This window comes from Pyrobaculum ferrireducens (assembly GCF_000234805.1).
GTDB lineage: Archaea > Thermoproteota > Thermoprotei > Thermoproteales > Thermoproteaceae > Pyrobaculum > Pyrobaculum ferrireducens.
This window is the reverse complement of sequence record NC_016645.1, coordinates 651,518-676,277: the sequence shown is the minus strand read 5'-3', so window position 1 is coordinate 676,277 and position 24,760 is coordinate 651,518. Positions and strand designations below refer to the sequence as shown.

Here is a 24,760-nt window from a genome sequence, read left to right as displayed (position 1 = left end):
CAATTTAAAAACGCGGCTACGCCACACAGTGCTCCGGCTCTTCGACATCTGGAAAAAATTCGACAACTGGGTGCTGAAAGGCGTCGATCTAGACGTGGCAGGCAGAGTATTGATACACGGCCACAACGGCAGCGGGAAAACTACGCTGGTGAAAATCGCCGCGGGGCTCCTCGCCCCCACCAAGGGAGGCGTGGAGAGGGCGGGGAGGCTGGGGGTCTCTCTACAACATCCACTTCTACACCCAGACCTCACGGTGGAGGAGAACCTCAAATTCTACGCCAGAGCCGTCGGCGCGGCGTATAGAGAACTTGCCGAGGAGCTGGGGCTGGTCCCCTACCTGAGGACTAGGTTCGCCCACCTAAGCTTCGGCTGGAAGAGGAGGGCGGATCTCGCCAGGGCGCTTATCGGAGAGCCAGACGTCTTGGTGCTAGACGAGCCGCTGATAGGCCTCGACCCCGAGGCCCGGCGCGTCGTGGCAGACGCGCTGAATCGCCGCGGCGTGTCTATGTTGATCACGGCGTCCAGCCCCTGTGAGTATCTACAACTTCGGATAGACAGATTCTACCAAATAGTAGACGGCAGGCTTGTGCCTACACAGCCGCCATGCTCCTCTTCATAGAGCGGGAGTTAAAAATAGCCATGAGGAACTGGGAGCTCGTCGCTGTCAACATCCTCACATCCACGGCGCTTGCGCTTACCTTCTCTGCCCTGAGCTACTTCGGTGGGTTAATCGCGTCGCTCCTCATATCCTCCTACCTCTACACACACCTGCTCCTACTGAGAGAGGAGGAGCTGGGCACTCTAGACGGCTTAAGGCTACTGGGGAGGTACGAGGAGTACTTCGGCGCCAAGATAGCCACCGCCACCATGCTGAACCTACTCACCTCAGCCGCATACACGGCGGCGTACGGGGCCCTCTCCACGGGCCCCATAGACGTCCTAGAGGCGTTGTACACCCCCTTCTACCTAGCCACGGCCTCCACGGCGGCCGCCGCGATAGCCACCGCGACGAGAGCCAGGCAGGCCCTGTCCCTATTTATAACATCTGCCCTCTCCCTTGGATTCGCGGCGTCGGTTGTCCGCGGGGGGCTTGACATACCCACGGCCATGGCGGGCCCGGCCCTCGCCGCCGCCGCAATATTGCTCAGTAGAGAAATTAGCTGACAGGCTCAGTCTTGAGGGCACCTAGGTAGTAGACTAGCCCCAGCAGGAGCGTCAGGACGGCAGACCTCCCCAGCTCCCTCCAACCCATCTTTACAATATCCCCGTGTCTAGACACCTTGGTATTCCTGACGAGGTTTCTCGTAAATTTTACAGTGGGCTCCACCGCGGGTATCACTAGCAATTCCCACAGTGGTAGGGTAACGGCGAGAGTGGCCACCCACGTAATAAAGGGCCAGATGGGGGAAACCGACCGGAAGGCCAATCTGCTCTCCACGTAGTAGGCGGTGGCTACGTGGTACCCCACGAAGAAGGCGGCGAGGGCGACGTCCCGCGTGGCGACGTTGTGGACCAGCATCGCCTTGCCGAGGATAAACACGTAGGAGAGCAACGCCGTTCCGACTACCACCCCGGGCACAGACCTGCCCCGCCCCGTCTTCATAAGCCAGAGATATGCAGACATGAGCAACGCCCCGACCCCATACACCGCAAAATCCCCACCGTCAATAGACAGATACAGCACATACGGCGCGACGTTTAGGGCTAGCAGGGCGCCGATTCGAAGCCACCCCCTGCCGTAGAAAATCGCGTCAAAAGTCAATAGATGAGTCACGTAGGCAATTGAAAACAGAGCCAAACCCACCAGACTGGGCGGTATAGAGGTGGCCAGCGCCAGTAGATATGAAAAAGTTAAGATCCCCAAGACGCTCTTCTCCCGCGGCAGCATACTAGTAAAATCGTTATGTGGATATAGGTGTTGGGGTTAACATGGAAAACCCCCAAAAGCACCTGCGCTATGGGAGCTCCCGCACCTCACCGCCGCATAGATAGTAGCGGCCGTGTACGTAAGCCGGGGCGCAACTCAGCTTAACTGCGCCGTTAAGCAGATCCCCCACCACGACGCCTCTACTTGAAATAAAGAATGGCCTCTCCACGGGAAGACGCCCACTCTCCGTAACTAGGTAACTCCCCGCGCCGTCTTCAACATAGATATATAGAGGCTTCGCGGAGAGCGGCTCCACAGCTGTGGCTTTTCTAAACTCCATCTCCACCACGTCGAGGTACTCGCCCCCCAGCGATACGACCTTTGCCACCATCTCCAGGCCATCCTCCCCGTACTCATAGTCGACGACGAAGGCGCGGCCGGGGTTGAGGACGTCGACGTGGTAACTCAAGCCGCACGGCGCCGAGCTCACCCCGTAGCCAAACGGCGTCGCATACGCCACGAAGCCGTCTGTGCAGTAGATAGACTTCTCGTCTGCAAAGGGGTAGGCGGGCATGTAGTCCCACTTCCCCCGGCACCTCAACGACCTAGCCACGGCCCACCTCTCCAGATCCACAACCAGCAACCGCTCCCCCTCTACAAAAAGGCCGTACCGCGGCTGGACGTAGCCGTCGCCGTAGAGGCCGTACGGCACCAAGACGAGGTTGAAGTCGCCCACCAGCTCGCCGCCGGACTTGTACACCCTCCCCCCGCTCACGACCACGGGGCCGTAGTGTATACCCACGCCGCTCCACGGAACCTCCACCTCCACTCCCCGGGGCCCCCTCGCAACGCCCCCCTCCACTGTGAAAAGCTCACCTCTGCTGTTTCCCACCACCAACATGGCCTACAGCCACGGCCAGAGCTATGTAGTGTACCGACAGCTGGGCCGTCGGGCCGACGAGCAGGGCGTAGATGGGGTAGCGAGATTTCGACGACATGGAGAGGTAGACAGCTATGGGAAATAAAAACACTTGGGTAAGCCCCATGCCGAATACCATGATCATACCGGCGTAGTAGGGCGACGCCGAGACGAAGAGGGCGGCGACGAGGGATAAGGCAACCGCCTTCTTGCTAAACCTCCACCCCCCGAGCAACGGGAGGAGCGCCCAGATCCACTCCATGTGAGGCAGATAGGCCGGCCTAACCGCCTTGACGACCCCCTCGGCGAGGTAGTACAGCGAATACCCCGCCGCCGCCCTCTCCCTGAAAAACATGCTGAAGACCGCAGGCAGGACGAACAGCCCCTTCACCCCCACGTGCAGGTAGTCGTGGGCCAGGTCGAGCGCGGTGAGGAGGAGGGCGGCGGCGCCGGGTATCAAGCCGCGCCGCCCCCAGCTCCCGATTAACATAAACGAGTAGACGTAGAGCGCCAGCATGGAGATGTACCCACCCCACTGAATGCCGAGGAAGAGGAGGTAGGTGGCGGCGTTGTGCGGGACAAAAATCCACAGCCTGTTAAGCGTCCTGTTGAGTAAAAAATCTAGAAACAGGAGGAGAAGAAAAAAATCCATTCTTTCACTTGCGGCGTAGCGCGGAGCCTGCGAACAGGGCTAACAACGCCACCAACACTCCAATAACCGCCCAGGCCCACGTAGGCGTCGTCTCAACCACCTGCGTCACAGTAGTGGTCTGTGTGATAGTAGTTGTGCCCGGCGCGGCGGTTGTCGTAGGAGTCTGAGTGGCCGTGGCTGGGGCCGCGGGTTTCTCCAGCTGGAAGGCGATCCATCCGCTGGTGGCCTTAAGCCCGCCCCTCTCCCCCTTCGACCCGTCCCATGTGGCGAACGCCGCGCTGAAGCCGTCGGCCAGCGAGGCCATTAAGGGATGCGCCGAGCCGAGCGGCCGCATCAACACTACGTACCACTTCCCATCTCTATACGCCGCCGCGGCGGTCACCATCTGAGCTGTTGCAGGCAACAGCTCCACAGGCGCCGCGGGTGTCGCCTGTAGCCCAAGCGCCTCTCTCTGCTGTGGACTCAGCCCGTAGCCAGCCCCGGCGACTAGGTTCTCTACCCCGACGCCGGCCTTCCAGTATACTATATTCACCGGGTTGTCCACGGTGCCCATACATATGTACGGCAACTGCGCCCGCGACACCGGGAACTGCACCGCCACGGCGTCTGGGAACACGTCCAGCCCGCCGGGCTTAGCCACGTCCTGCGTCGGGTCGCTCCACACCAGCAGGAAGGCTATATGCGTCCCGTTGTAGACAGCCGACACGCCGACCGACCTCGTCTCAGTAGCCGCCGGCAATGGATACACAAGCGACTGCGATGTCAGCGGCACGTCGACAGGCGCCGGCCAGACGTTGGAGAACGGGTCTGTGGGCAACGCGCCGGCCACGTACTTAACTCTCACAGCCGCCTCCTGGGCGGTCACCACGACCATGCCCATCAGCGCTAGTAGCAACGCGGCGGCGAGGGCGATGCCCGGTAGTAGCTTGTCGCCCCTCATGGCAACCCCACCACGCCTCTCTCTATATACGGCTGTTTTGCATATCTCTTGGGGTTCGTCGGTATGACAAACCTATCCTCGTATCTGGCTAGGGCGAACAGCCTGTACATCTCCTCGGCGTCCTCCTCGGTGAGGCCCGCCTCGGCGAGGGCGGCCTTCGCCTTCTCCGCCAGCCCCGGCTCCGCCACGTTCCTCGACCGCTCGTAGATGCGCACGGCTATTAACTTCTTCAAGGCCTGCTCAACCAGCGAGGTGTCGCCGGCCGTCAGCAAGTTGGCGAGGTACTTTATGGGTATCCTGAGCTCAGACACCTTTGGAAACACGTCGGTGATCTTCGCCCCGTAGGTCTTCTCAAATGTAGTCACTACGGGGCTCAGCGGAGGCACGTAGAACACCATTGGCAACGTCCTAAACTCGGGGTGGAGTGGGAACCCGACCTTCCACTTCTTCACGATTTTGTAGACGGGCGACCTCTGCGCCGCCTTGATCCAGTCGTCCGGGATGCCGTTCCTCCTCGCCGCCTCCACCACCGCCGGGTCAAACGGATCGAGCAAAACCTCGTCGATAAACCTCCGCACCAGCTGGGTTGGGTCCGGCGTAGAGGCCACGTCCAGCACCTTGTCGGCGTCGTACAGCAACACGCCCATGTATCTAATCTTGCCGACGCAGGTCAACGAACATACAGTTGGTTGCCCAGCCTCTACCCTGGGGTAGCACAGTATACACTTCTCTGACTTACCCGTCTTCCAGTTGTAGTACACCTTCTTGTATGGACAAGCCGCGACGCAGTAGCGGTACCCGCGGCACCTATTCTGGTCGACGAGCACAATGCCGTCCTCCTCGCGTTTGTATATAGCCTTTCTGGGGCACGCGGCGAGACACGACGGGTTTAGACAGTGGTTGCATATCCTCGGGAGGTACATCATGAACACGTCTCTAAACTGTGCATACACCTCCTTCTGCAACCCATCTAAGCCGGGGTCCTCCAAGATGTAGTCCGTGCCGGCGAGGTCGTCGTTCCAGTTGGGGCCGTATGCAACGTCCATTGGCTCGTCTGTGATGAGCGAGATAGGCCTGGCCACGGGCTGTTGCTCCGTCTGCTTCTCCGAGAAGAGTACCTCGTAGTCGTAGGTCCACGGCTCGTAGTAGTCCTGCAACGAGGGCGGCTTGTAGTTTTTGCCAAGCTCAATCCTGAGCTTCAGCTTCCCGCCGTCCAGCGCCCAGCCGCCGTTGTACTTGTTCTGGTTTTCCCACTGCCTCGGGTAGCCAGGCCCGGGCCGCGTCTCTACGTTGTTCCACCACATGTACTCAGCTCCCTGCCTATTAGTCCACACGTTTTTACACGTGACGGAGCAGGTGTGGCACCCAATGCATTTGTCTAGGTTCATCGCCATTGAGATCTGGGCGCGGACGTTCATAGCCTCACCCTCCCGGCGGGTCTTATAACCACAAGCGTGTCTCTATTCACGCCTGTGGGGCCGTAGTAATTGAAATCCCAGCTCAGTTGCGCGTAGCCGCCCACCATCTTAGTAGGCTTTAGATGCGTAATAGTCACGCTGTTGTGTATACCGGCTCTCCTACCCGTCTTGGGGCTGATGGGCACATAGACATGCCTCTCCTGGGCGTGGTACATAATTACCGTGCCCCTCGGAATTCTCGGGCTCACCGCGGCCCTCGCCACAATCACGCCGTTGGCGTTGTATACCTCAATCCAGTCGTTGTCCCTGACGCCGAGCCACTTCGCATCTTCGTCGTTCATCCAAACCACCTGGCCGCCGCGGAACAGAGTCAACATAATCAAGTTATCCCAGTACTCGCTGTGGATATTCCACTTGCCATGTGGCGTCAGATACCGAGCCACCAAGTACCGCGACCCGCCGGACTCCACCCTGTACTTAGCCGGATCGTACCAGAAGTCCCCCATGGAGACATCCACCAAGAGCCTCGCCATAGCCTGGTCGAGAGGCCTCTTGTGGACAGGCAGTGACTCGCCTAGCTCTCTAAACCACTCGTGATCAATGTAGAAATGCTGCCTCCCAGTCAACGTACGCCAAGGCACCCTCCTCTCTGTGTTTACCGTAAACGGCGAGTAGGTCCTCCCCGGCGCCTCGACTCCGTTCCACACCGGCGACGTAGTCACGCGCCTAGGCTGGGCAACTATGTCGTTAAATGTTATTCTGAGCTCCTTCGCTGGGAGATCGGCTAGCTGTAGCCCAACCACCCGCTCCAAGTTCTTCCACGCCATGTAGGCAACCTCGCCGTTTGACTCAGGAGACACCGCCAGCATCGTCTCGGCAGCGTGTTTATCCCTCTCCAGAGTGGGGCAACCGCCCACCGCTTTGCACTGATTCAAGACGTATGTAGACGTGGCCTTGGTGACTCCGTTGCGCTCCCTCAAATAGGCGTACTGCTCCACCGGCTTAAATGGCGGTATGCCCTTCGCGGTTAGGCCCACCGTCACAACCAGCGGGCCGTAGGTGGTGTACATGTCGTAGACATCCCAGTACCTCCTCTTAACCAGAGCAACGGCGGGCATTGTCTTGCCGGGTATCGGATCCACCTCGCCCTTCTTCCAGTCCTTCACCTCCCCCATTGGCTGAGCTATTTCTTGCGCCGTGTCGTGGAGAAGCGGCGTCAGCACGACGTCATAGGCCTCCTCCGGCAGGTACCTCCTGGCCATCTCCGAGAACTTCTTGGCAAGCTCCCTAAAGATGTCCCAGTCTGATTTGGCCTCCCACGGCGGATCGACAGCGGGGGTGAATGGGTGGATAAAGGTGTGCATATCGGTCATCGACAGGTCGTACTTTTCGTACCACGTCGCCGCTGGCAGAACCACGTCTGCGTACACGGCCGATGTCGCCATCCTGAAGTCCAGCACAACCAGCAGATCCAGCTTCCCCTCCGGGGCCGGCCTGATGTTCACCTCCTTCACCAGCTTGTTCTCCACCGCAACCTCTCTGTTCATCACGTTGTTATCCGTCCCCAGGAGGTGCTTTAAGAAGTACTCATGGCCCTTCGATGATGAGCCCAGGAGGTTCGCCCTCCACACAAACAGCACCCTGGGCCAGTTCTCGGGGGCGTCCGGGTCCTCGATAGCCATCTTTATCTCGCCTGCCTTAAGCATATCGGCCACCCTCCTCGCCACATATGCGCCTAGCTGGGCGTCGGCCACGCCCTGCGCCTTAGCCTCGTCCACAAGCCTCTTGCCGAGATCCAGCGGGTTGACGTTGAGGGAGGGGTAGAACGGCAACCAGCCCAGCCTCGCGGCTATCACATTGGCGTCCATCTCGTGGAGGTCGCCCCACTTCTTGGCCCACGGCGCGGCGTATAGCTTAGTGGTGACGGGGTCGTACCTCCACTGGTCGGTGTGCACATACCAGTAGCTGGGCGAGTTCTGGCGCCTCGGAGGCCTCACCCAGTCGAGGGCGAAGGCTATAGAGGCCCACCCAATCAACGTCCTTATCTTCTCCTGCCCCACGTAGTGCGCCCACCCGCCGCCGTTCTTCCCCTGGGTGGCACCTAGCAGGACGAGCAACAGCACAGACCTGTAGATCAAGTCGGCGTGGTACCAGTGGTTTATGCCAGGCCCCACGAATATCATAGCCCTCCCGCCGCACGGCGTCGCCTCGTCCCCGAAGAAAGGCGGGTCCTGCGGCTTTCCGTAAACCGGCTTTGAATACACCGCCGTGTTCATGAAGTCTCTAGCCACCTGAATTGCCAAGTCCCTAGAGACTCCTGTGATGGCCTCCTGCCACGCCGGGGTGAATGGCTTGGGGTCGTTGTAGTCCGCCGGGTAGTCGCCGCCGAGATCGCCCCTCTTCACGCCTAGGTGAGCCGCCAGCAGGTCGAACACCGTCGTTACATATCTGCCGCCTACCTTAACCGCCGGCACCTCCCTCACGACGGCCTTCACGTCGAAGTCCATCGCGAAGAACTTCACCGGCACCTTCTCGTACTGGCCCACCTCCATCACCGAGAGGACTGGGTCAATGTCGCCCTCTCCCTTGGCCGTAATGCCCTTCAGCTCGAGATTCCACTTGCCGCTCCCGTCCCACCTAAAGCCAATAGAGCCGTAGGGCGCCGCCAGAGTGCCGTCTCTCTGGAGAACCACCGTCTTCCACTCCGGGTTGGCCCCCACCTTGTCCTTCAGCTCCGGCACGTCGGAGGCCCTCAGGAACCTGCCCTGTAGATACGTGCCGTCGCCCGCCGGCTCTAGAGTCACGAGGAATGGCATGTCGGTGTACCTCCGCGCGTACTCCCTCAAACACTTAAACTGCGTATCCACGTAGGACTCCTTCAAAGCCACGTGGGCCATGGCCAACCCAAGTGCGGCGTCGGTGCCCGGCGAGGCGGGTATCCACACGTCGGCGAACTTCACATGCTCGCTGTAGTCAGGACTTACGACAGCCACCTTTGCCCCCCTGTACCTCGCCTGGGTGTACATAGGCGCGTCGGGAGTGCGGGTCATGGGCAGATTTGTGCCCCACACAATCATGTACTGGGCGTGGTACCAGTCGGCGGACTCGGGGACGTCGGTCTGCTCGCCCCACATCTGCGGGCTGGCCGGCGGAAGGTCGGCATACCAGTCGTAGAAGGAGCCCATCGCGCCTCCGATAAGCTCAATGAACCTCGCCCCCGCGGCGTAGCTCACAGGCGACATGGCGGGGATGGGGGTGAAGCCGTAGATCCTGTCGGGGCCGTACTTCTTGATGGTGTAAATCAAGGCGGCTGAGATGAGCTCAAGCGCCTCGTCCCACGTAACCCTGGCCCAGCCCGCCTTCCCCCTGACCTTTTGATACGCGGCGCGGTTGGCGGGGTCCTCCACAATCCTCCGCCAAGCCTCCACCGGGTCGCCGGTCTCCTGCTTAAACTTTCTATACATATTTATCAACACCCCCCTTACGTAGGGGTACTTAACCCTCAGCGGCGAGTAGACATACCAGGAGAAGCTCGCCCCCCTTGGGCAACCCCTAGGCTCGTAGTTGGGGATGTCTGGCGAAATGTCTGGGTAGTCTGTCGCCTGGAGCTCCCACACGATGAGGCCGTCCTTGACGTAGACATTCCACGAACATGAGCCGGTGCAGTTCACGCCATGTGTAGACCTCGCCACCTTGTCGTACTGCCACCTCCTCCGGTACATCTCCTCCCAGCTCCTGTCTGGGTACTGGAGGCGGGTGTTAACAAACTCGGCGAGGGGCTTCAGATACTGCATATTTTGGGCAAGAGCCAAGACGCCGGTGGCGGCGCCTATGGCGGCGGCGCTGGCCAGCATCTGGCGGCGTGTAGTTTTTAGCATAGTTAAATGTTGTAGCAACTCCTTAAGTATAGAAATCGAGAACTCAGCGCCGAGGGGTTTGGGTGTATTCTCGCCGTTGTGTTATTTATACTGCAGTATCGATAAGGATTTAATATGCGGCTTGTTTCGCGCTGGTGAACCTCCTAAGGATTATGTATATGGTGATCGCCAGGCTTCTCGACAGCCCGAGACAAGTCTACAGCGAGAGAGGGGAGGTGTTGAAAATCGCCCAGGAGCTGGGCCTGGAGGCGCTGGAAGGCTTCTTTCAGGAAATGAGGGAAGAGGAGGTGGAGGGCCACCGCGTGGAGATGTTTGAACTCGCGCCTAGATGCCCGCCGTACGCGGGGTACTACGCCCTGGGCGAAGACAGCAGAGAACGGGGCCTCTACATGCACCAAGTCCTAACATACTACAAGGCTTTTGGCTTCACCATGGACGTCCGGCAGGAGCTACCCGACTACCTGCCAGTTATGCTTGAGTACCTCGCCTCTACCACCGACGTTGAGGACTTCGGCAGGCGGGAGATGAGAAGAGATTTCTACAGGAGGTTTATCAAGCCGTGGTTTCCAAAATTTAAAGAATGCGTAGAGAAGAGCAACAGCCCCTATAGATATGTACTACATGCATTAGAGAAATTGTTTAAACTAGATTTTGAAGAAGAGTAAAAACCGCGGCGTATAGGCGTTAACTGGGGTGTGCGTCTCTGTGAAATAATCGTATAAATAGGAGCTGTGTTCTTACACTTTTGTGTGTATAAAGCTCATTCCTGTTTCAATTCTTAATTCTCTCAGCAGGGAAGATGTGAATTTGCTGTGTCTTTCTATGAAGCTGAAGCCTAAGCAGATAAGCTTTGTTTTAAATATGCCGGTGAGCACCGTGTATAGACGTCTGGAGAGGCTTAGCAAGATGGGCTTCGGAGAGCCATGCATCTACCTCCCGATTTACACAGAGGACGGCACCATAAAGCTGTTGAAGAGGCCCATCCTCGTCTTGACCGAGGAGCACTGCGTCTATATCCCAGAGAGGTGCGAGTCGGATTGTCTAAACTGCCCCTACTACTCAGTCCACCTCAACGGCCTCAGCAAACTCGGCGTCGTGGATGGGCTCTACGCAACACCCCGGGACTGGGCCGACGCCTTTGTTGAGAAGGTCAAGAGGCGCCTGGCCAGCGGCTTCCGGCTCGACTAGCAGAGGCGATGGCTCCCCCCGGCGCTCGGGAGATCAAGCTGAGAGGCTCGCCTGGGCGGGCCTTGGCCGCCGCGACGCTGGCTTTCTTCGCAGGCTTTACATGCGTATCCCTCTTCAATATCTCTGTAAAATTCGTAGCCACGCATGTGGAGCTCGCCTTGTCTCAAGTCGCCGCGCTTGTCGCCATCCCGAACCTCACTGGGGCTTTTCTAAGAATTCCACTCGGCGCGTTGGTAGACGGCGGAGGGGCGAGGGCTATAATCCTCGCCCAGCTACTCACAACAGCCGCCGGCCTCGCCGGGCTATCGTACGTCACGGCGCTGGTGGAGGCGGGATCGCTCTCCGGCGCCTCTGCATACGCCGCCCTACTCCTCCTGGGCGCTGTGGCGGGCGTCGGCATCTCCATATTTTCGCCGGGCGCCGCGTACCTCAGCTACTGGTTCCCAAAGCGCAGACAAGGAACCGCGCTGGGGATCTACGCAGGTCTGGGCAACACAGCCCCCGGGATATACACGGCCCTCCTCCCTCTCATGATCTCCGCCATCGGAATCTCGGGGACCTACCTCATGTGGGCCGCGTTCCTGGCCGCGGCGGCTGTCCTGTTCTACGCCTACGGCCACGACGCCTACTACTTCCAGCTGTTGAAGATCGTGGGAGACCCCGCCGCAGCCCGCCGCCTAGCTGGGGAGCTGGGCGGGGAGGTCCTCCCCAGCGGAGGCGCGTGGAGAAGCCTGACGTCGTCCGCACGTCTCCACACGACGTGGCTACTGGTCCTGCTCTACTTCACCTCCTTCGGCGGCTACGTGGCGCTCACCGCCTGGCTCCCCAGCTACTACACCGCGGCTCTAGACATGGATATCGCGACAGCCGGCCTCCTCACGGGCCTCGGCTTCTCTCTCTTAGCCTCTCTAATGCGCATCGCCGGGGGGTGGGCCAGCGACCGCGTCGGCGGCGCGAGGGTGGCCGCCGTGGCCTACGCCCTCGTCGCCGGGGGCTCGGCGGCGGCGATGCTCAACCCCGCGGCATCCCCACTGGGGATGTCGGCGGCCGCCGTGGGGATGGGGATGGCCAACGCGGCGGTGTTTAAACTACTTCCACAGCTCGTAGGAGAGGCTGTCGGCGGTGCCTCCGGCTGGGTAGGCGGCGTGGGAGCAGGCGGCGGGCTGGTACTGCCCATGTTAATGGCCATATGTACAGAGGCGCTCGGCGCATATACGGCAAGCTTCCTTCCAATAGCCGTGCTGGGCGTGCTATCTCTCACAGCGTCGGTGACGCGCCTCCGCACCAAGACGGCTAATTGGCAACAAGGGTAGGCGGCCTCTCAACACGCGGAGTTCCGCTGAAGTTGGTCGCTGGTCGCATCCGCCGCGGCTGGGCGCGCGGCTTCGTCTGGGGAGATGGTTTTAAATATGTGGCGGTGTGACTCCATGACTAGGATATATCTCATCTATTTACTGCCCTTCGCCGTGCTTCTAACCACAGTTGTGCCTCTTAGTAATTTGACGCTGGGCCACGTGGTCCTCCACGTGGCTACCCCCCTCATGGCCGCGGTCCCGCTGTACCTCTCCGCGAGGGCGTATCTAAGGACTGGGGGGAGGAGGTTTCTAAACCTGGCTCTGGCCTTCGCCGCGCTGTTTCTAAGCCAGCTCTTCCTCTCTCTATACATGTTGACGGGGTTTGTGGTGTATCTAGGCGACATCCCCGTTGACCACTTCCTAGGCCTTCTCTCATTCTCCTTCTTCACAGCCGCCCTACTAGTAAAAGATTTATAGAAATATATGAGGAGGGCTGTGAAGCTGGCCGTTCTACTCGCCCTGTTTTTAATCCCAGTTGCCGTCCTAGTGGTGCAACCCCCAGTGGCTGTGTCGAATAGCTACGTCGAGGTGGTGCCCCCAGACACGGCGGTGGTGGGCTTCACCTTCACAAATCTGGGACTCCGCCAGGTGTGCATAACTTCAGTCTCGGCGCCCCAGGGCACCCACGCCGAGATGCACGTCACGGAGTTCAACGGCACCCTCGCCGTCATGAAGACGGTGGACAAGGTGTGCGTGGGGCCCCTCTCAGCCGTGAGGTTCGGTAGCCTTACCTACCACATAATGCTCACCGGCGACGTAAACGCGGTGAGAAACGGCGCGGTGATCCAGCTTAGGCTAGACGACGGCCGAGTGGTGGAGGTCAGGGCGCCCCCCGGCACAGGCGCCCACATACACACGCCATGACCGGCGCCTCCATACTCCACTACCTGCGCACCTGCCCCGGCCCCCACTTCAGAGAGCTGGTGAGAGAGCTCTCCCTCCCAGTTGGGACGGCCCAGTACTGGGTAACAAAGTTGCTACAGACGAGGGAGATATACGTGGTGGACCTGGCGCAGCGCCCCCGGTACTTCCCAAGCGGCTTAGACGAGGTGACCGCGGCGGCGATATACGTGGTGAGGGAGGCGAGGCTCAGGCCCTCGGTCGTCAGGCAGCTGGCCACGTACGTCTCTAGAGAGGCTCTGCGCAGGGCGGTGGCGTATCCATGCGTCCAGAGAGACCTCGTTGACGTATTTATGGAGCTGTTCTGGCAACTATGACCGAGGCCCGGCTGTACCACCTCCTAGGCGTGGTGGGGGCCCTCGCCTTCTGCGTCGAGGGGGTCTTCCTCCCCATCTCCCTGGCGGCCCACGTCCTCCTGCTCCTCTCCTTTAGACGTCTCTCCACGGGCCCCTCCCCCTATGCGTGGTTCGTCTCCGCGTCCACCGCCAGCCTCATGACGGCCCTCGCCCTCGGCACCACGCCGCTACGTATGCTCGTAACCCCTTACCCCTACGAACCAGGAAACGCGGTGGCGGTGGCGCTTCTGTGGCTTGCCTCCGGCTGGTTCTACTGGGACGTGGCGAGGAGCATAGACACGGGGCCGCTCGGCCGCGGATCTGCCGTAGCTTACGTGTTAGGGGCGGGGCTCTTCCCGGTAAGGATAGGCTGGATGCTTGTCATCGCCGCGATGGTGATGCTCGCTCTCGCCCTACTCAGGCCTTATCTCGCCCAGCAACTCCTGTACAGCGAGGCGAGGGTGTCGGGGTCGGCGAGGCCGTAGGCCACGGCCTTGACCACGTCCCCCTCGCCGAAGGCGAAGACGACGCTGTGGTAGATTAAGTAGCCGCCTGAATACCTCGCCCTGCCGACATATACGCCGAAGCTACGCCACAGAACCTCGACTTGCTCGCCTGTTAGGAAGACGAAGCGGTAGCCCGTGGCGGCGGCGTACGCCCTCAACCTCTCGGGGGTGTCGCCGGCTGGATCCACCGTAACTACATAAGCCGGGAGGCCCGTTAGGTACTGCGTCTTGTTTAACACAAGGAATACGAGGGGGCACACGTCTGGGCATGTGGTGTAGCCAAAAGTGACGACGTAGGGGCCGGGCGGCGGGAACTCCACACGGCTACCGTTCTGATCTGCCAGAGACACGTGGGGGATTGTGAAATTTGTACACATGTATTTAACGTCCTGGGAGTAGAATGGGGTGTATGGAGGGGCCAGCGGGTCGAAGCCCTGGGAGTAGAGGAAGATCAGGAGTAGGGAGAGGGTGAAAAAGGGGAGTTTTAGGAGGACTTCTCTTTTAGCCATCTCTCGTGCCACTTGGCGAAGTAGGCGTAGGAATACGCCATGGCGGCCAGCGTCCAGAGGGAGGCTACCCAGTCCGGCTGGAAGCGCCCGGTCGCCGCCGTGTATACCCCCCACGCCAGCCCGGCGAAAAACAGCACGACGGCGACGCCGAGGGACAACGCCCTTAGAGGCGTCATGCGTGCAACGCGGCGGGGGGCGGTATTGCGTTCACGGCGCCGAGGTAGAAGGTGGAGAACACCAGCACCCATATCCCGTCGACGAAGTGCCAGTAGTACTCGGCGGCCTCCACGCCGTCTGGCCTCTTAGGCGTCCAGTAGCCCACCTTAACCAGCAACAGAACGAGGGCCCAGAAGGTGAGGCCTATCAAGACGTGGAAGCCGTGTAGCGTGACTATGGAGTAGAAGTACATGGAGTGTATCGTGGCTGTTGGGACAAAGCCCTCGTGCATAAGCGTGGGGTACTCCACCAGGAACTGCGAGCCGGCGAAGAAGGCCCCCATGGCCATGGTGGCCCCTATCCACATGTAGAACCTCCTCACGTCCCCCGCGGTGAAGGCCCTCCTGGCGGCCACGGCCGTGAAGCTACTTCCCCACAGCGCTATGGACATCGCGATGGCCAGCGGGCTCAGCAGATCCGGAGCCTTCTGCAACGCGGCGTTCCACTGGCCGTACAGCACCACCCTCGCATAGTACGCCGAGGAGATGAGGGTGAGGAACAGCACAGCCTCTGAGAAGATCACCCACGCCATGGTCACCCGGAGATCGCCCCACACGCTGGGGGGCTTCGGAATCGCCACGTAGCCGTGGGCGGCGCCGTTCATAAACCTCATGGCAAGCGCCCGGTTCCACATGTCCGACTTAAACCACGCGAGGCCGAAAGCCACGAAGAGACCAACCATGGCCCAGCCCACCTGCGGAGAGGCAGCCACCCCCTTCACGATGCTAGTCGGCATCGAGGCGAGGATATTCAAGACGCCCAGCGACAGCGGAAGAGCCGCAAGACCCACCAAGGCGGGCCACGGAGTGTGGACGTGGGGCGACTTGAAAGCCGGCTCGACGACGTCCGGCAACCCCATCTTCGCCGCGCCCCACGGATCTTCTCTGTTCTTCACAGGCCTCCCGTTGAAGTAGCTCCACAGCAGATTTATGAGGTAAAGGGCTACCCCGGCCGCTATTAGCCAGCTCCCCACAGTCATCAACACGTGGTAGGGGTAGTATAGGCCCGTCGGCGACGCGGCGTAGCGCCTCGGCATGCCCAGCACGCCGGCCGCCAGCATCATGGTGTAGGTCAGGCCGCCGCCCACCGTCAGGAGGCCCCAGCTCATTCTCGCAAGCCTCTCGTCGTACCACCTCCCCGTGATGTGTGGGTAGTAGTAAAGCAACGCGCCTAGGACCCCCAGGGTGATGGCGTTCACCACGTAGTGGAAGTGGCCGAGGACGAAGTATGTGTCTTGGAGGTGCAGGTCCACGGGCACCACTGGGAAGAACACGCCGGTCACGCCGCCCACGATGAAGAAGGCTATAAACGTCAGAGTGAACAGCATCGGGGCCCTCAGCCTAATCCGCGCCCCGTACAGCGTGGCCACCCAATTGAAGACCTTCACACCCGAGGGGATGGCGACAGCCATCGTCGCCACGGCGAAGGCCACCCTCACAATCCAGTCCTGCACCGCGGTGAACATGTGGTGAACCCACACAGCGAAGCTAATAGCAGCAATAGCCACGGAAGACAAGGCGATGGCGGTGTAGCCATACGCCCTCCTGCCAGCCATCCTCTGCAACACCTCGGAGACCAGGCCCATGGCGGGGAGCACCAAGATGTAGACCTCCGGGTGGCCGAAGAACCAGAAGATGTGTTGCCACAGCCGCGGGTCCCCCCCAGCCGCGGGGTTGGAGGGGTTAGGTGCGAAGAAGCGGAAGCCCAGGTGGCGGTCGAGCAACTGCATCACCGCGCCCACCGCCAGGGGAGGCAGGGCGGCCACCATTAGAATAGACATGGCCAAGACGCTCCAGGCGAAGAGGGACATATCCAGCATCTTAATGTCCGGCCTCCTCAGCCTCGTAATCGTCAATATGAAGTTTATGCCAGACAAGGTGGAGGAAATGCCCCCCACTATGATCCCCATCAGAACTAGATCTACCCCCAGCGAGAGCGTGTAGCCGGTGCTAAACGGCGGGTAGATCGTCCAGCCAGGCCCGGCGCCTTGCTGGGCGAAGAACAGCCCGCCCCACATCAACACCGTGGCCGGGACTTGTAGCCAGAAAGACAGCGCGTTTATCCTCGGCCAGTACAGATCCGGCGCGCCGATGAGCTTCGGCACAGCCACGTTCGCCATGCCCACCACCGCTTGCATAGCGAATAGGAGCAACATCGCCAGCCCGTGGAGGGAAACGAACCAGTAGTAGAGGTTCCCCGTGGCTATGCCGGTCTCCTCCACCCGCGCCCCCGGCGGCGTAACGGCAATGACCAGGCGGATGAGGAAAGCCATCAGCCCCGCCAAGACGAGGTTAATAATAGACAAAGTTAGGTACAGTATGCCTATCTTATGCGCGTCAGTCGTCGTTAAGTAGTCGACAACCTTTTCCCACTTCATGGCTCCACCACCACCCTGCCCAGCATTAGGTAATGGCCCGAGCCGCAGTACTCGGCGCAGAATATGTCGTACACCCCCGGCTTATCCACCTTCAGCCACATGACGTAGACAAAGCCAGGTACAGCGTCGTACTTAATACCTAGCTGCGGGATGTAGAAGGAGTGCACCACGTCCATCGACGTTATCTCAAGTTTGTAGAGCGCCCCAGCCTTTACATATAGCGTGTTGAAGCTCCGCGACCCGTTGGGGTACTGGAACTCCCACGAGAACTGCCTCCCCACCACCTTTATGGTCTGGTAGTCCCCCCTGGCGTATCTATACCCATAGTTATCAATTGCGTATAGATTGGCGGCCGCGACCACGGCTAAGTAGCCAAGCACGGCGGCGGCCCCGAATATCGTGAGGTATTCAAACAGCCTACTCTTCTCCATAGCCCTCCCTCGCTCTGAACTTTATTGTGAAGAATATCATAGAACCCATAAAAAGAGCCGTAACCACGCCCCCACCTACGTAAACCACTGTATATGGCGTGAATACGTAGCTCGACACCTCTGAGACGACGGGATACGGAGGCCTCCCCCAGTTACCCGCCCACATCCACACAACAAATATAGCCGCAATGATTAGACCCCACGTTACATAATCTCCAAAATTTAACCTCACTTCTGTACTCATGCCTAGAAACATTTTATTTTCTTTAAAAATTTTATTCTCAGTATAAAAGTTTGTATTAATTCACATATATATGTATATATATCTACAAAGTTTAGTAGAGGCTATCTCTCAAACTCTCAAACGTTACTATGACAACATGTAAAACTACATTAAAGAAAAGTATATAAGACAGACTTATCTACCCCGTATGCGCGGTCCAACAATAGCACTGGTAATAGGAATTGCGATTGTGGTAATCGCTGCCGCGATCGCTCTGCAATACCTAACAGCCCCCTCTGGCGGCGGCGGAGGAGGCGCACAGCCTCCGGCAACCCCAACCCAGACACAGACCTCCCAACAGACCGGAACATCGGCGCCGCCCAGCGGCGGCGGTGGCCCCATCCAATACGACCCGCAACTGGCGGCGAAGGGCAAGCAGTACTTCAACGAGATTGGGTGTACAAGTTGCCACTCTATTAAGTCGCTGGGCATCTCCGGCGGCAACGTCGGCCCCGATCTCAGCAAGGCGTTGCTGGGCAACCCCGGCCAGGCAGGCTCTGTGATTGACAAATACTTCAAGGAAAACGGCCTAGACAACCCGGCGGCCGATCCGCAGAAGGCGGCTCAGTTGCTCGCCCAGTTTTTAACCAACCCGCCTGACTACGCCGGCACAATGAAAACTATGGTAAATACATATAAAAACGCATACCCCGACTGGGCCACTGAGAGAGTACCAGCGTTGGTAGAGATGTTGAAGGAGGCGGCTAAGTAGTATGGTAGACGAGAACAGGAGGGAAACCCTCAAGATTTTTATCGGCGCCACCGCGGCACTCGGCATAGGCGCGTTGACCACTCCTCTAGTGGGCTCTTTGATAAACGTCAATGAGCTGAAAGCAAAGACAGCGTATGGCTCTATCGAGGTGGTGCTTTGCGAATCTGTGGATAACTGCCCCGAGGAGTACTCCGTCCCAATAGACGAGCTGAGGAAAGGCCCCAAGTTCGTGTTGCTCAAGAAGGGGACTATGGCAATACCTGCGGTTTTTGGACTAGTTAACGTGGGCGGCAAGGAGTACCCAGTTGCCTACAACACTGTGTGTACCCACTTCGGCTGCCCGGTTAACCCCTCGGGCGGCAAGTACCTCATCGGCTTCTCATGCCCTTGCCACGGCTCGCAGTTCATAATATGCACAAATCCCAACGGATGCGACGGCCACGCCTTTCTTGAGGCGTACGTATCGGCAGGCCCGGCGCCGCGGTCGCTGAGGCCTATAAAAGTGGCTGTGAAAGGCGACAGAGTGTACGCTCTCAGGGCGGAGATATGAGGATCTTCATAAGGCTCTGGGAGATCATCATCGAGCGCTTCCACCTCAAGGAGTTTCTGGAGCACCCGGTGCCGAGGTATTCGAACCTCAACCCGCTTTACTGGATCGGCGACGTGGCGGCCATGAGCTTCTTCATACTGGCCATCACCGGCTTCATCTTGGCCTGGCTCTACACCCCCGGCGTATCCACCACAGTTAAAACTCCGCCTGATATTCTCTCTGGCCACGCGGCGGCTGAGAGCTACGTAGCCACTCAGAGCTACGGCTCTGTCTACAGGATAGTGTACCTCACCCCGTTGGGCTTCATAGTGAGGGAGATACACCTCTGGGCCGCCTATATGATGATATTCGCGACGCTAGCCCACTTCTTCGCCAAGTTCATCCTGGGCTCATACAAGCGGAGGGGCGGCGGCGCCCTGTGGCTCCTCGGCGTCCTCCTGGGCTTCCTCACGATAAATCAAGCGGTGTTGGGCTACATACTGCCGCTCCACCTAGACGGCATCCTCGCACTGCAGATCGGCTTAAACATCTTCCGCTACTTCGACTACCTGGGCATACCGGTGGGCCAGCTGATTCTGGCTCTGCTGGGTAGCAACTTCGTCACCGACCAGGTGATTAAGATAATCTACTCGCTACACATCTTGATCGTGCCGGCGGTCATACTGGTGTTGCTTGGGCTTAAGATAAACGGCATTCTGTACGGCGGAGTCTCTCCGCCCCCTGTGAAGGACCCTGCTGTGAGGGAGAAGGCGTTGCAGGAGAAGGAGCCGTTCTACCCGCACCGCTTCGCCTTGACAGTGGGTCAGCTGTTTCTACAGCTCAGCGTCCTGCTCCTCCTCGTCGCTGTGTTTCCACTGCCGCTTCTCGAGCCGTGGTTGCCGGGTCAGCCGGTTCCTGCCGGGGTGAGGCCGCCTTGGCCTGTGATGTGGTACTACACATATGTCAAGATGATTGATCCGTTTATCTCGGTGGGGTTGCCGTTTGTACTGGTGCTCTTCGCCTTGGTGGTGCCTCTGCTGGATAGGGGCAAGGGCGTATCCGTTGAGGAGAGGTGGGTTTGGGTTCTCATAGCGCTGGTGTACATCGCCATCATTGGCTACGGCACTGTGCTGGGGTATTTGATTGACTTGCCTAAGGAGATTACGCCGATTACGAGGATAGCGGTGCCTCCCGAATACGCCACACCGTACATCTCCACGCCTACGGCCGTGGGGCCATGATTCTGGAGGTGGTTCTCCAGGGCGCCCTCAGCCCCGAGGCTATTGCCTACATAATGGCGGCCGTGGGTGTGATAGGGGCTCTGTCGGTGTACGGAGTGATGCAACTAGATAGGAGGTGGGCCGCCTACGTGGCGTTCCTCTTCGAACTGGTTCTGGCTGTGCTGTTCGCATACACCGTCAACATAGTATATGCCCTCTACGGCGCTCCGGGTTTCGGCTCTGTTGAAGACATAGCTCTGGGGGTCGCCTACCAGCGGGTGGCCGCCGGGATCCTCTCGGCTATGTTGTTGCTCGCCGGCGTTGTTTCAATTGGGTACTACATAGAGCTACAGAAGACAGGTGGCGGGGGCCATGAGTAGGGTAGACATCTTGACGTACATAGCTGTGGCGCTGGTCGCCGGCATGGTGTTGCTAAATACGGCTATTATCGTAAGCCCGGATGTGTACGTGGCGCTGGCGAAGGGCGGCTCGCACGAAAATCTGCTGGGCCACGAGATAAAGTGGGCGTTTGAGAGCGTTGTGTGGACGTCGATGTTTGCCTTCGCGGTGCTGGCCATATTCATCTATCTGTACCACTTGAGGAGATACGCCGACAGGTTCCAAAAGTAGTACACCACAGGGGGAAACTCTCCCTTTTTTGTACCAATACACATATCAACTACCGCTTGTTTTCCCCCGTGAATCGTAGGAAAGCACTCTATCTGCTAGGGGGGGCCCTGGCCGCCGGCCTCGCGCTCCCCTATCTAGCCACGGCCCTCGTAAGAGGCGGCGAGGGTTGCGGCGAGCCCCCCGTGGAATACGGCCGTAGCGAATGCCCCGTCTGCAAGATGATTGTAGACTACGAGCCGTCCTCCGCCGCTATGTTGGTGTCGGAGTTCGGGAGGAGGCGGTGGTATTTCTTCGACGACCTGGGCTGTCTCGCGGTTTGGTATAAAGTAGTCAAGGAGCGCGGCGGGTCCGTTGAGAAGATCTGCGCAAGGGATAGAGTCACCGGCCAGTGGATTGAGCTGGAAAAAGCCGTTGTGCTAGTCACCGACGAATTCACCAGCATGAACACCGGCTTCCTAGCCACCCAGCCCCAAAACGTGGAGCGTTACAGGTCGGGGGACGTCCAGTGGGGCCCCCGGCCCGGAAGGCTACTAAAAACCCTCCCCCCCAGATGTCTCCTCGAGAGGTTTAGATACGGCTCTCAGTGGTCGGTGCCCCAGGGCTGGGACGAGGGGTGCTAACCCCGACGCCGCCATATGGTACACGCCCACACAATTTTAAATCAAGACACACCACATCACGATGTCCATCGACCTCAAGATGCTTGAGGAGGTGGTGGAGAGGGCTGTAAAGAAGGCCCTTGCGGAAGCCCGTAGTGAGGAGATGAAGGCAGTGGCTGAGGCTTTGAAGGCGCTTGCGGACTACACCAAAGCCGGGTTTACACAAGTCACTACAGAACTCGGAGAGTTGAAAACTCAAGTCGCCGACTTGAAGACGAGGGTATCTGCATTAGAGATACGTACAGCTAGTTTAGAAAAACGCGTATCTAACGTCGAGGATAGTGTGGGCTCTCTCACAGAGGCTACCCTCTCCCGGTACGTCTGGGAGGATCTTAGGGAGGAGGTTAGGGCTAGGGGGGATGTGGTGCTGTCGAGGAGGCGGAACGCCCGTGTGGACGGCCTCGACGTCGATCTGCTCGTGGAGACGGACAGGGCGGTGTACGTGGTGGAGGTTAAGACAAAGCCGGGGAGGAGGGATGTGGACGCCGTGGCTAGGAAGGCGGAGGCCGCCCGCGGAGCATACGGCAAGCCCGCAGTAGCCATACTCGCCGGCGTCAGAATAGGAGACGACGTGGAGAAATACGCAAAAGGCAAGGGAGTGCTGGTGTATAGGTACTAGGGGTGTGTGTCGGGTTGTGAGGGTTTTGTGTTTATATTGTGCTTGTTAGTTTTCTGTTTGTGATTTTGTGTAGCTACGGGGTGTGTATGTGGGATGTGTTGAGGGGTTGGGGGGTGTTGGGGTTTTTTGTGGCTTGGATTTCTGTGTTGTTGGGTTCTGCGTTGGCCGCGGCGGCGCTTGTGGTTAGCCAGAGCAACGTGGCTGTTGTGGTGAACGTGACGGGGGGTATGGGGCCTGTGGAGCTTGGTGGGGGGCTTTTTGCGACTTACAAGGTGCGACCCGCCGACTTCTGCGTGGTGGTGCAGAACGCGGCTAACGTTACGCTACTTGTGAGGGAGGTTAGGTGCTCCGCCGGGGTGCTGGTGGTTAACTCCACAGATGTGAAGATCTACGGCGGGTTGGTTGAGGGGAATCCCAGCCTCCCGGTGTACCGGCGGGGCGCCGGCATCTATATATACAACTCCACGAATGTCTCTGTCGTAGGCGTTGAGTTGCGCTACTTCCACGACGGGGTGTATGTAGAGCGGTCGCGGGGTGTGTATATCGCCGGGGTGTTGGTGGGAGACAGCCGCTATGGGGTACACGTCATGTTTAGCAGAGATGTCGGCCTCGCCAACGTCACGGCGAGGGGGAACTACGTGGGGGCCGCCGTTATGTATACGCAAAACGCCGAGGTTAGCCGCTGCAAATTCGTCGAGAATATAAACTGGTCTGAGGGATATGGGCTCTTCATCGCCGACGTCTCTGGGGGGGTCTTCAAAGACAACTACGTCGCGGGCAACGTCCACGGCGTGTACCTCCTCGTGATGGGAGGCTGGGGAAACGCAACCAGTATAAAGATAGCTGGGAACACCGTCAGGGAGAACTACGTGGGTCTGACTTACAGAGGCGCGCCGTCCCCCGGCGTCAAGATTATAAACAACACCTTTGTGGGAAACGCCGTGCCGGCTATCTACGTCGACATCTTCCTCGCTGGTGGTTCCCTCAACGGCGTGGTGGTCATGGGCAACACGTGGCAGGGTCACGCCTCGCATAGGCCGTACATCTACAGAAGCTACTTCGCCGAGGCCCTCGCGAAGACGGACTTCCTCATAGCCCCCCTCTCCTCATCGCCCGCGCGCTTCCTTGTTGACTCCCTAGCCGTGGGCAACGTCGCGTTCATCGACCCGCAGCCAAAGCCGCAGAGAGGCGAGGTGGGCCAGTTGCACCTGGCGCTGGCCGCCGCGGCTCTCCTCCTCGTCCTCCTGGCGAGGAGATGAGAATCACGGCAAGAAAGAGGCTGGGCCACTTTATGCTTGACGTAGACGTCGAGGTGGGCGACAGGTTTCTGGTGGTGGGGCCCAACGGTAGCGGCAAGAGCACGCTCCTCAAATGCATGGCCTCTGTCTACACGGGGTGCGGTGGGGGTAGGTGGCTGTACGTCCCCCCGGAGCCCCAGCTCCCCCGGAGAGCCAGGGTGAGGGAGGTCGCCGAGACCTATGCAAGAGTCCTCGGCGTCGAGCCTGAGTGGGACCTCTTTGGGGTTGACTATCTCAATAGGCGGGTGGGGGAGCTCTCCAGCGGCATGGCCAAGCGCGTGGTGCTGGCCATAGCCTTCTCCGCCAAGCTACCCCTGGCGCTGGACGAGCCCACGGCCTTCCTCGACGAGAGGTGGAGGAGGAGGCTTGTGGAGTTGCTCCGGGAGAGGACGCCCGCCGCCGTGGCCACCCACGACCCGGAGCTCATATTCTCACTCCCAGACTGGGACGCCGTGGTGCTGGAGGAGGGCAGAGCCAGGTACGTAGGAAAGGCGGAGGGCTTGAGGGGGCTGGCGGCGTATAGATGTGGCAAGGGGCCCGCCGAGGCGCAGGGGGATGGGGGAGCGGGCGGCTATGTATAGGCTTGAGGGGCCCGACCTCGCGATGGCGGCGGCTCTCGTACTGCTGGCGCTGGCAACCGCGGGCCTGGGCACAGGCCTCGGGCCTGTGGTTATGGCGGCCAGCTTATCCTCAGCCGCGGCTTCCCTCGCCGGCTTGATACTCGGCCTCGCGTCTGCCTTCGATGACCGGGAGGGCTGGGCGGCGGCGTATATAGCGGCTATGGGGAGGAGGAGGTACGCGTTGTGGAGAACCGCCACCACCTCTCTAAAAGCCGCCTTGGTGCTGGCGCCTGCCACGGCGCTGTACGCCGCGGCGAGGCCGGGAGGCGCGGCGGCTTACGCAACTGCCGTGGTGCTCTCGGCGTACTCCAGCCTCTACATGGGGCTTCTCATAGGCTTCTCTGCGAAGTCGAGGGGGTACGGCTACGCCTGGGGGGTCTCGCTCTGGACAGCCCTCGCCCTGGTGTACGACCTGGCCTTGACCTTCGCCACGACGTATCTGCCAATCCCCACGGAGGCGGTGGCCGGCGCGTTGCTTCTAAACCCGGTTACCGCCGCCAGGCTGGCTGGGGTGGCGCAGGCGGATCCACACCTCCTAACGCTAGGCCCCGTGGGGGATCTACTCTACTCCAGCGCCTTTGTAATTCCAGTCGCCGCGGCCACATGGCTCGCGGCTCTGTTAGCTACCGCCGTCATTAAGATAGCAACAACAGATCTATAGAGACGCCGCAGATAACGCATTTAAGTAGCTGTATCTAG

Annotated in this window: 30 protein-coding genes; 19 read left to right on the top strand and 11 right to left on the bottom strand. The window is 59.6% G+C overall.

Annotated elements, in window-relative coordinates; genetic code table 11:
• Positions 1–28 precede the first annotated feature (28 nt).
• Both P186_RS03675 and P186_RS03670 read left to right on the top strand, forming a co-directional pair.
• Complete coding sequence (locus P186_RS03675) at positions 29–619, top strand: ATP-binding cassette domain-containing protein (protein WP_014288058.1); 591 nt, start codon at positions 29–31, stop codon at positions 617–619.
• Entirely contained in the window at positions 604–1,164 is a 561-nt protein-coding gene (locus P186_RS03670; RefSeq protein WP_014288057.1) for a hypothetical protein, read from the top strand. Before P186_RS03675 ends, P186_RS03670 begins: the two co-directional genes overlap by 16 nt.
• Here P186_RS03670 and P186_RS03665 read toward each other — a convergent pair.
• The 6 genes from P186_RS03665 to P186_RS03640 form a co-directional block, all read right to left on the bottom strand.
• Positions 1,157–1,888 (bottom strand): hypothetical protein, encoded by a 732-nt coding sequence (locus tag P186_RS03665; RefSeq protein WP_014288056.1) that lies wholly within the window; start codon positions 1,886–1,888, stop codon positions 1,157–1,159. The genes P186_RS03670 and P186_RS03665 overlap by 8 nt on opposite strands.
• Positions 1,889–1,955: 67 nt before the next feature.
• Positions 1,956–2,768 carry a hypothetical protein gene (locus P186_RS03660; protein WP_014288055.1) on the bottom strand — a complete coding sequence of 271 codons (813 nt, stop codon included), beginning with the start codon at positions 2,766–2,768 and terminating at the stop codon, positions 1,956–1,958.
• Entirely contained in the window at positions 2,740–3,438 is a 699-nt protein-coding gene (locus tag P186_RS03655) for a hypothetical protein (protein ID WP_014288054.1), read from the bottom strand. Before P186_RS03655 ends, P186_RS03660 begins: the two co-directional genes overlap by 29 nt.
• A gap of 4 nt (positions 3,439–3,442) precedes the next feature.
• Entirely contained in the window at positions 3,443–4,378 is a 936-nt protein-coding gene (locus tag P186_RS03650; protein WP_014288053.1) for an ethylbenzene dehydrogenase-related protein, read from the bottom strand.
• Positions 4,375–5,796, bottom strand: coding sequence for a nitrate reductase subunit beta (narH, locus tag P186_RS03645; RefSeq protein ID WP_014288052.1), 1,422 nt, complete (start codon positions 5,794–5,796; stop codon positions 4,375–4,377). Before narH ends, P186_RS03650 begins: the two co-directional genes overlap by 4 nt.
• Positions 5,793–9,674, bottom strand: coding sequence for a nitrate reductase subunit alpha (locus tag P186_RS03640; protein WP_014288051.1), 3,882 nt, complete (start codon positions 9,672–9,674; stop codon positions 5,793–5,795). The genes narH and P186_RS03640 overlap by 4 nt, the downstream gene beginning before the upstream one ends.
• Positions 9,675–9,808: 134 nt before the next feature.
• Here P186_RS03640 and narJ point away from each other — a divergent pair, with 134 nt between their 5' ends.
• The 7 genes from narJ (at position 9,809) to P186_RS03605 (ending at position 13,937) form a co-directional block, all read left to right on the top strand.
• Positions 9,809–10,339 carry a nitrate reductase molybdenum cofactor assembly chaperone gene (narJ, locus tag P186_RS03635; protein ID WP_014288050.1) on the top strand — a complete coding sequence of 177 codons (531 nt, stop codon included), beginning with the start codon at positions 9,809–9,811 and terminating at the stop codon, positions 10,337–10,339.
• 136 nt (positions 10,340–10,475) lie between these two features.
• Positions 10,476–10,862 carry a hypothetical protein gene (locus P186_RS03630; RefSeq protein WP_237179458.1) on the top strand — a complete coding sequence of 129 codons (387 nt, stop codon included), beginning with the start codon at positions 10,476–10,478 and terminating at the stop codon, positions 10,860–10,862.
• A gap of 8 nt (positions 10,863–10,870) precedes the next feature.
• A complete protein-coding gene (locus tag P186_RS03625; RefSeq protein WP_014288048.1) occupies positions 10,871–12,175 on the top strand; it encodes an MFS transporter in 1,305 nt (434 codons plus the stop codon).
• 114 nt (positions 12,176–12,289) lie between these two features.
• The gene (locus tag P186_RS03620; protein WP_014288046.1) at positions 12,290–12,634 is read left to right on the top strand and encodes a hypothetical protein; all 345 of its coding nucleotides are present in this window, start codon (positions 12,290–12,292) and stop codon (positions 12,632–12,634) included.
• Between the two features lie 18 nt (positions 12,635–12,652).
• Complete coding sequence (locus P186_RS03615; protein WP_158307124.1) at positions 12,653–13,081, top strand: copper chaperone PCu(A)C; 429 nt, start codon at positions 12,653–12,655, stop codon at positions 13,079–13,081.
• Positions 13,078–13,434, top strand: a complete 357-nt coding sequence (locus tag P186_RS03610; protein WP_014288044.1) for a hypothetical protein — start codon at positions 13,078–13,080, stop codon at positions 13,432–13,434. Before P186_RS03615 ends, P186_RS03610 begins: the two co-directional genes overlap by 4 nt.
• The gene (locus P186_RS03605) at positions 13,431–13,937 is read left to right on the top strand and encodes a hypothetical protein (protein ID WP_148682685.1); all 507 of its coding nucleotides are present in this window, start codon (positions 13,431–13,433) and stop codon (positions 13,935–13,937) included. The genes P186_RS03610 and P186_RS03605 overlap by 4 nt, the downstream gene beginning before the upstream one ends.
• Here P186_RS03605 and P186_RS03600 read toward each other — a convergent pair.
• The 5 genes from P186_RS03600 to P186_RS03580 are packed head-to-tail and all read right to left on the bottom strand — an operon-like array spanning position 13,877 to position 17,735.
• Positions 13,877–14,467, bottom strand: a complete 591-nt coding sequence (locus P186_RS03600) for an SCO family protein (RefSeq protein WP_014288043.1) — start codon at positions 14,465–14,467, stop codon at positions 13,877–13,879. The two genes, P186_RS03605 and P186_RS03600, sit on opposite strands and share 61 nt — an antisense overlap.
• Entirely contained in the window at positions 14,443–14,643 is a 201-nt protein-coding gene (locus P186_RS03595; RefSeq protein WP_014288042.1) for a hypothetical protein, read from the bottom strand. The genes P186_RS03600 and P186_RS03595 overlap by 25 nt, the downstream gene beginning before the upstream one ends.
• Complete coding sequence (locus P186_RS03590) at positions 14,640–17,060, bottom strand: cbb3-type cytochrome c oxidase subunit I (RefSeq protein WP_014288041.1); 2,421 nt, start codon at positions 17,058–17,060, stop codon at positions 14,640–14,642. Before P186_RS03590 ends, P186_RS03595 begins: the two co-directional genes overlap by 4 nt.
• Complete coding sequence (locus tag P186_RS03585; RefSeq protein ID WP_014288040.1) at positions 17,057–17,491, bottom strand: cupredoxin domain-containing protein; 435 nt, start codon at positions 17,489–17,491, stop codon at positions 17,057–17,059. The genes P186_RS03590 and P186_RS03585 overlap by 4 nt, the downstream gene beginning before the upstream one ends.
• Positions 17,478–17,735: a respiratory chain protein (SoxI-like) gene (locus P186_RS03580; protein WP_148682684.1), complete on the bottom strand. Its 258-nt coding sequence runs from the start codon at positions 17,733–17,735 to the stop codon at positions 17,478–17,480. The genes P186_RS03585 and P186_RS03580 overlap by 14 nt, the downstream gene beginning before the upstream one ends.
• 187 nt (positions 17,736–17,922) lie before the next feature.
• On the opposite strand from P186_RS03580, the gene P186_RS03575 reads away from it, so the two are divergent.
• The 10 genes from P186_RS03575 (at position 17,923) to P186_RS03530 (ending at position 24,722) form a co-directional block, all read left to right on the top strand.
• Positions 17,923–18,486 (top strand): c-type cytochrome, encoded by a 564-nt coding sequence (locus P186_RS03575; RefSeq protein WP_014288038.1) that lies wholly within the window; start codon positions 17,923–17,925, stop codon positions 18,484–18,486.
• Between the two features lies 1 nt (position 18,487).
• Entirely contained in the window at positions 18,488–19,036 is a 549-nt protein-coding gene (locus tag P186_RS03570) for a QcrA and Rieske domain-containing protein (RefSeq protein WP_014288037.1), read from the top strand.
• Positions 19,033–20,256, top strand: a complete 1,224-nt coding sequence (locus P186_RS03565; protein WP_014288036.1) for a cytochrome b N-terminal domain-containing protein — start codon at positions 19,033–19,035, stop codon at positions 20,254–20,256. Before P186_RS03570 ends, P186_RS03565 begins: the two co-directional genes overlap by 4 nt.
• The gene (locus tag P186_RS03560) at positions 20,253–20,615 is read left to right on the top strand and encodes a hypothetical protein (RefSeq protein WP_014288035.1); all 363 of its coding nucleotides are present in this window, start codon (positions 20,253–20,255) and stop codon (positions 20,613–20,615) included. Before P186_RS03565 ends, P186_RS03560 begins: the two co-directional genes overlap by 4 nt.
• Positions 20,608–20,865 (top strand): hypothetical protein, encoded by a 258-nt coding sequence (locus P186_RS03555; protein WP_014288034.1) that lies wholly within the window; start codon positions 20,608–20,610, stop codon positions 20,863–20,865. The genes P186_RS03560 and P186_RS03555 overlap by 8 nt, the downstream gene beginning before the upstream one ends.
• A 68-nt stretch (positions 20,866–20,933) precedes the next feature.
• A complete protein-coding gene (locus P186_RS03550; protein ID WP_014288033.1) occupies positions 20,934–21,485 on the top strand; it encodes a hypothetical protein in 552 nt (183 codons plus the stop codon).
• A 61-nt stretch (positions 21,486–21,546) separates the two neighbouring features.
• A complete protein-coding gene (locus P186_RS03545) occupies positions 21,547–22,143 on the top strand; it encodes a hypothetical protein (protein WP_014288032.1) in 597 nt (198 codons plus the stop codon).
• 59 nt (positions 22,144–22,202) lie between these two features.
• Positions 22,203–23,402: a right-handed parallel beta-helix repeat-containing protein gene (locus tag P186_RS03540; RefSeq protein WP_148682683.1), complete on the top strand. Its 1,200-nt coding sequence runs from the start codon at positions 22,203–22,205 to the stop codon at positions 23,400–23,402.
• A complete protein-coding gene (locus tag P186_RS03535; RefSeq protein WP_014288030.1) occupies positions 23,399–24,022 on the top strand; it encodes an ATP-binding cassette domain-containing protein in 624 nt (207 codons plus the stop codon). The genes P186_RS03540 and P186_RS03535 overlap by 4 nt, the downstream gene beginning before the upstream one ends.
• Entirely contained in the window at positions 23,967–24,722 is a 756-nt protein-coding gene (locus tag P186_RS03530) for a hypothetical protein (protein ID WP_158307123.1), read from the top strand. The genes P186_RS03535 and P186_RS03530 overlap by 56 nt, the downstream gene beginning before the upstream one ends.
• The last annotated feature ends 38 nt before the right edge of the window (positions 24,723–24,760 follow it).

Coding starts and splice junctions, on each gene's coding strand:
- P186_RS03670 (WP_014288057.1), top strand. CDS start 604: ATGCTCCTCTTCATAGAGCGGGAGTTAAAAATAGCCATGAGGAACTGG.
- P186_RS03665 (WP_014288056.1), bottom strand. CDS start 1,888: ATGCTGCCGCGGGAGAAGAGCGTCTTGGGGATCTTAACTTTTTCATAT.
- P186_RS03660 (WP_014288055.1), bottom strand. CDS start 2,768: ATGTTGGTGGTGGGAAACAGCAGAGGTGAGCTTTTCACAGTGGAGGGG.
- P186_RS03655 (WP_014288054.1), bottom strand. CDS start 3,438: ATGGATTTTTTTCTTCTCCTCCTGTTTCTAGATTTTTTACTCAACAGG.
- P186_RS03650 (WP_014288053.1), bottom strand. CDS start 4,378: ATGAGGGGCGACAAGCTACTACCGGGCATCGCCCTCGCCGCCGCGTTG.
- narH (WP_014288052.1), bottom strand. CDS start 5,796: ATGAACGTCCGCGCCCAGATCTCAATGGCGATGAACCTAGACAAATGC.
- P186_RS03640 (WP_014288051.1), bottom strand. CDS start 9,674: ATGCTAAAAACTACACGCCGCCAGATGCTGGCCAGCGCCGCCGCCATA.
- P186_RS03625 (WP_014288048.1), top strand. CDS start 10,871: ATGGCTCCCCCCGGCGCTCGGGAGATCAAGCTGAGAGGCTCGCCTGGG.
- P186_RS03620 (WP_014288046.1), top strand. CDS start 12,290: ATGACTAGGATATATCTCATCTATTTACTGCCCTTCGCCGTGCTTCTA.
- P186_RS03610 (WP_014288044.1), top strand. CDS start 13,078: ATGACCGGCGCCTCCATACTCCACTACCTGCGCACCTGCCCCGGCCCC.
- P186_RS03605 (WP_148682685.1), top strand. CDS start 13,431: ATGACCGAGGCCCGGCTGTACCACCTCCTAGGCGTGGTGGGGGCCCTC.
- P186_RS03600 (WP_014288043.1), bottom strand. CDS start 14,467: ATGGCTAAAAGAGAAGTCCTCCTAAAACTCCCCTTTTTCACCCTCTCC.
- P186_RS03595 (WP_014288042.1), bottom strand. CDS start 14,643: ATGACGCCTCTAAGGGCGTTGTCCCTCGGCGTCGCCGTCGTGCTGTTT.
- P186_RS03590 (WP_014288041.1), bottom strand. CDS start 17,060: ATGAAGTGGGAAAAGGTTGTCGACTACTTAACGACGACTGACGCGCAT.
- P186_RS03585 (WP_014288040.1), bottom strand. CDS start 17,491: ATGGAGAAGAGTAGGCTGTTTGAATACCTCACGATATTCGGGGCCGCC.
- P186_RS03580 (WP_148682684.1), bottom strand. CDS start 17,735: ATGAGTACAGAAGTGAGGTTAAATTTTGGAGATTATGTAACGTGGGGT.
- P186_RS03575 (WP_014288038.1), top strand. CDS start 17,923: ATGCGCGGTCCAACAATAGCACTGGTAATAGGAATTGCGATTGTGGTA.
- P186_RS03570 (WP_014288037.1), top strand. CDS start 18,488: ATGGTAGACGAGAACAGGAGGGAAACCCTCAAGATTTTTATCGGCGCC.
- P186_RS03565 (WP_014288036.1), top strand. CDS start 19,033: ATGAGGATCTTCATAAGGCTCTGGGAGATCATCATCGAGCGCTTCCAC.
- P186_RS03560 (WP_014288035.1), top strand. CDS start 20,253: ATGATTCTGGAGGTGGTTCTCCAGGGCGCCCTCAGCCCCGAGGCTATT.
- P186_RS03555 (WP_014288034.1), top strand. CDS start 20,608: ATGAGTAGGGTAGACATCTTGACGTACATAGCTGTGGCGCTGGTCGCC.
- P186_RS03545 (WP_014288032.1), top strand. CDS start 21,547: ATGTCCATCGACCTCAAGATGCTTGAGGAGGTGGTGGAGAGGGCTGTA.
- P186_RS03535 (WP_014288030.1), top strand. CDS start 23,399: ATGAGAATCACGGCAAGAAAGAGGCTGGGCCACTTTATGCTTGACGTA.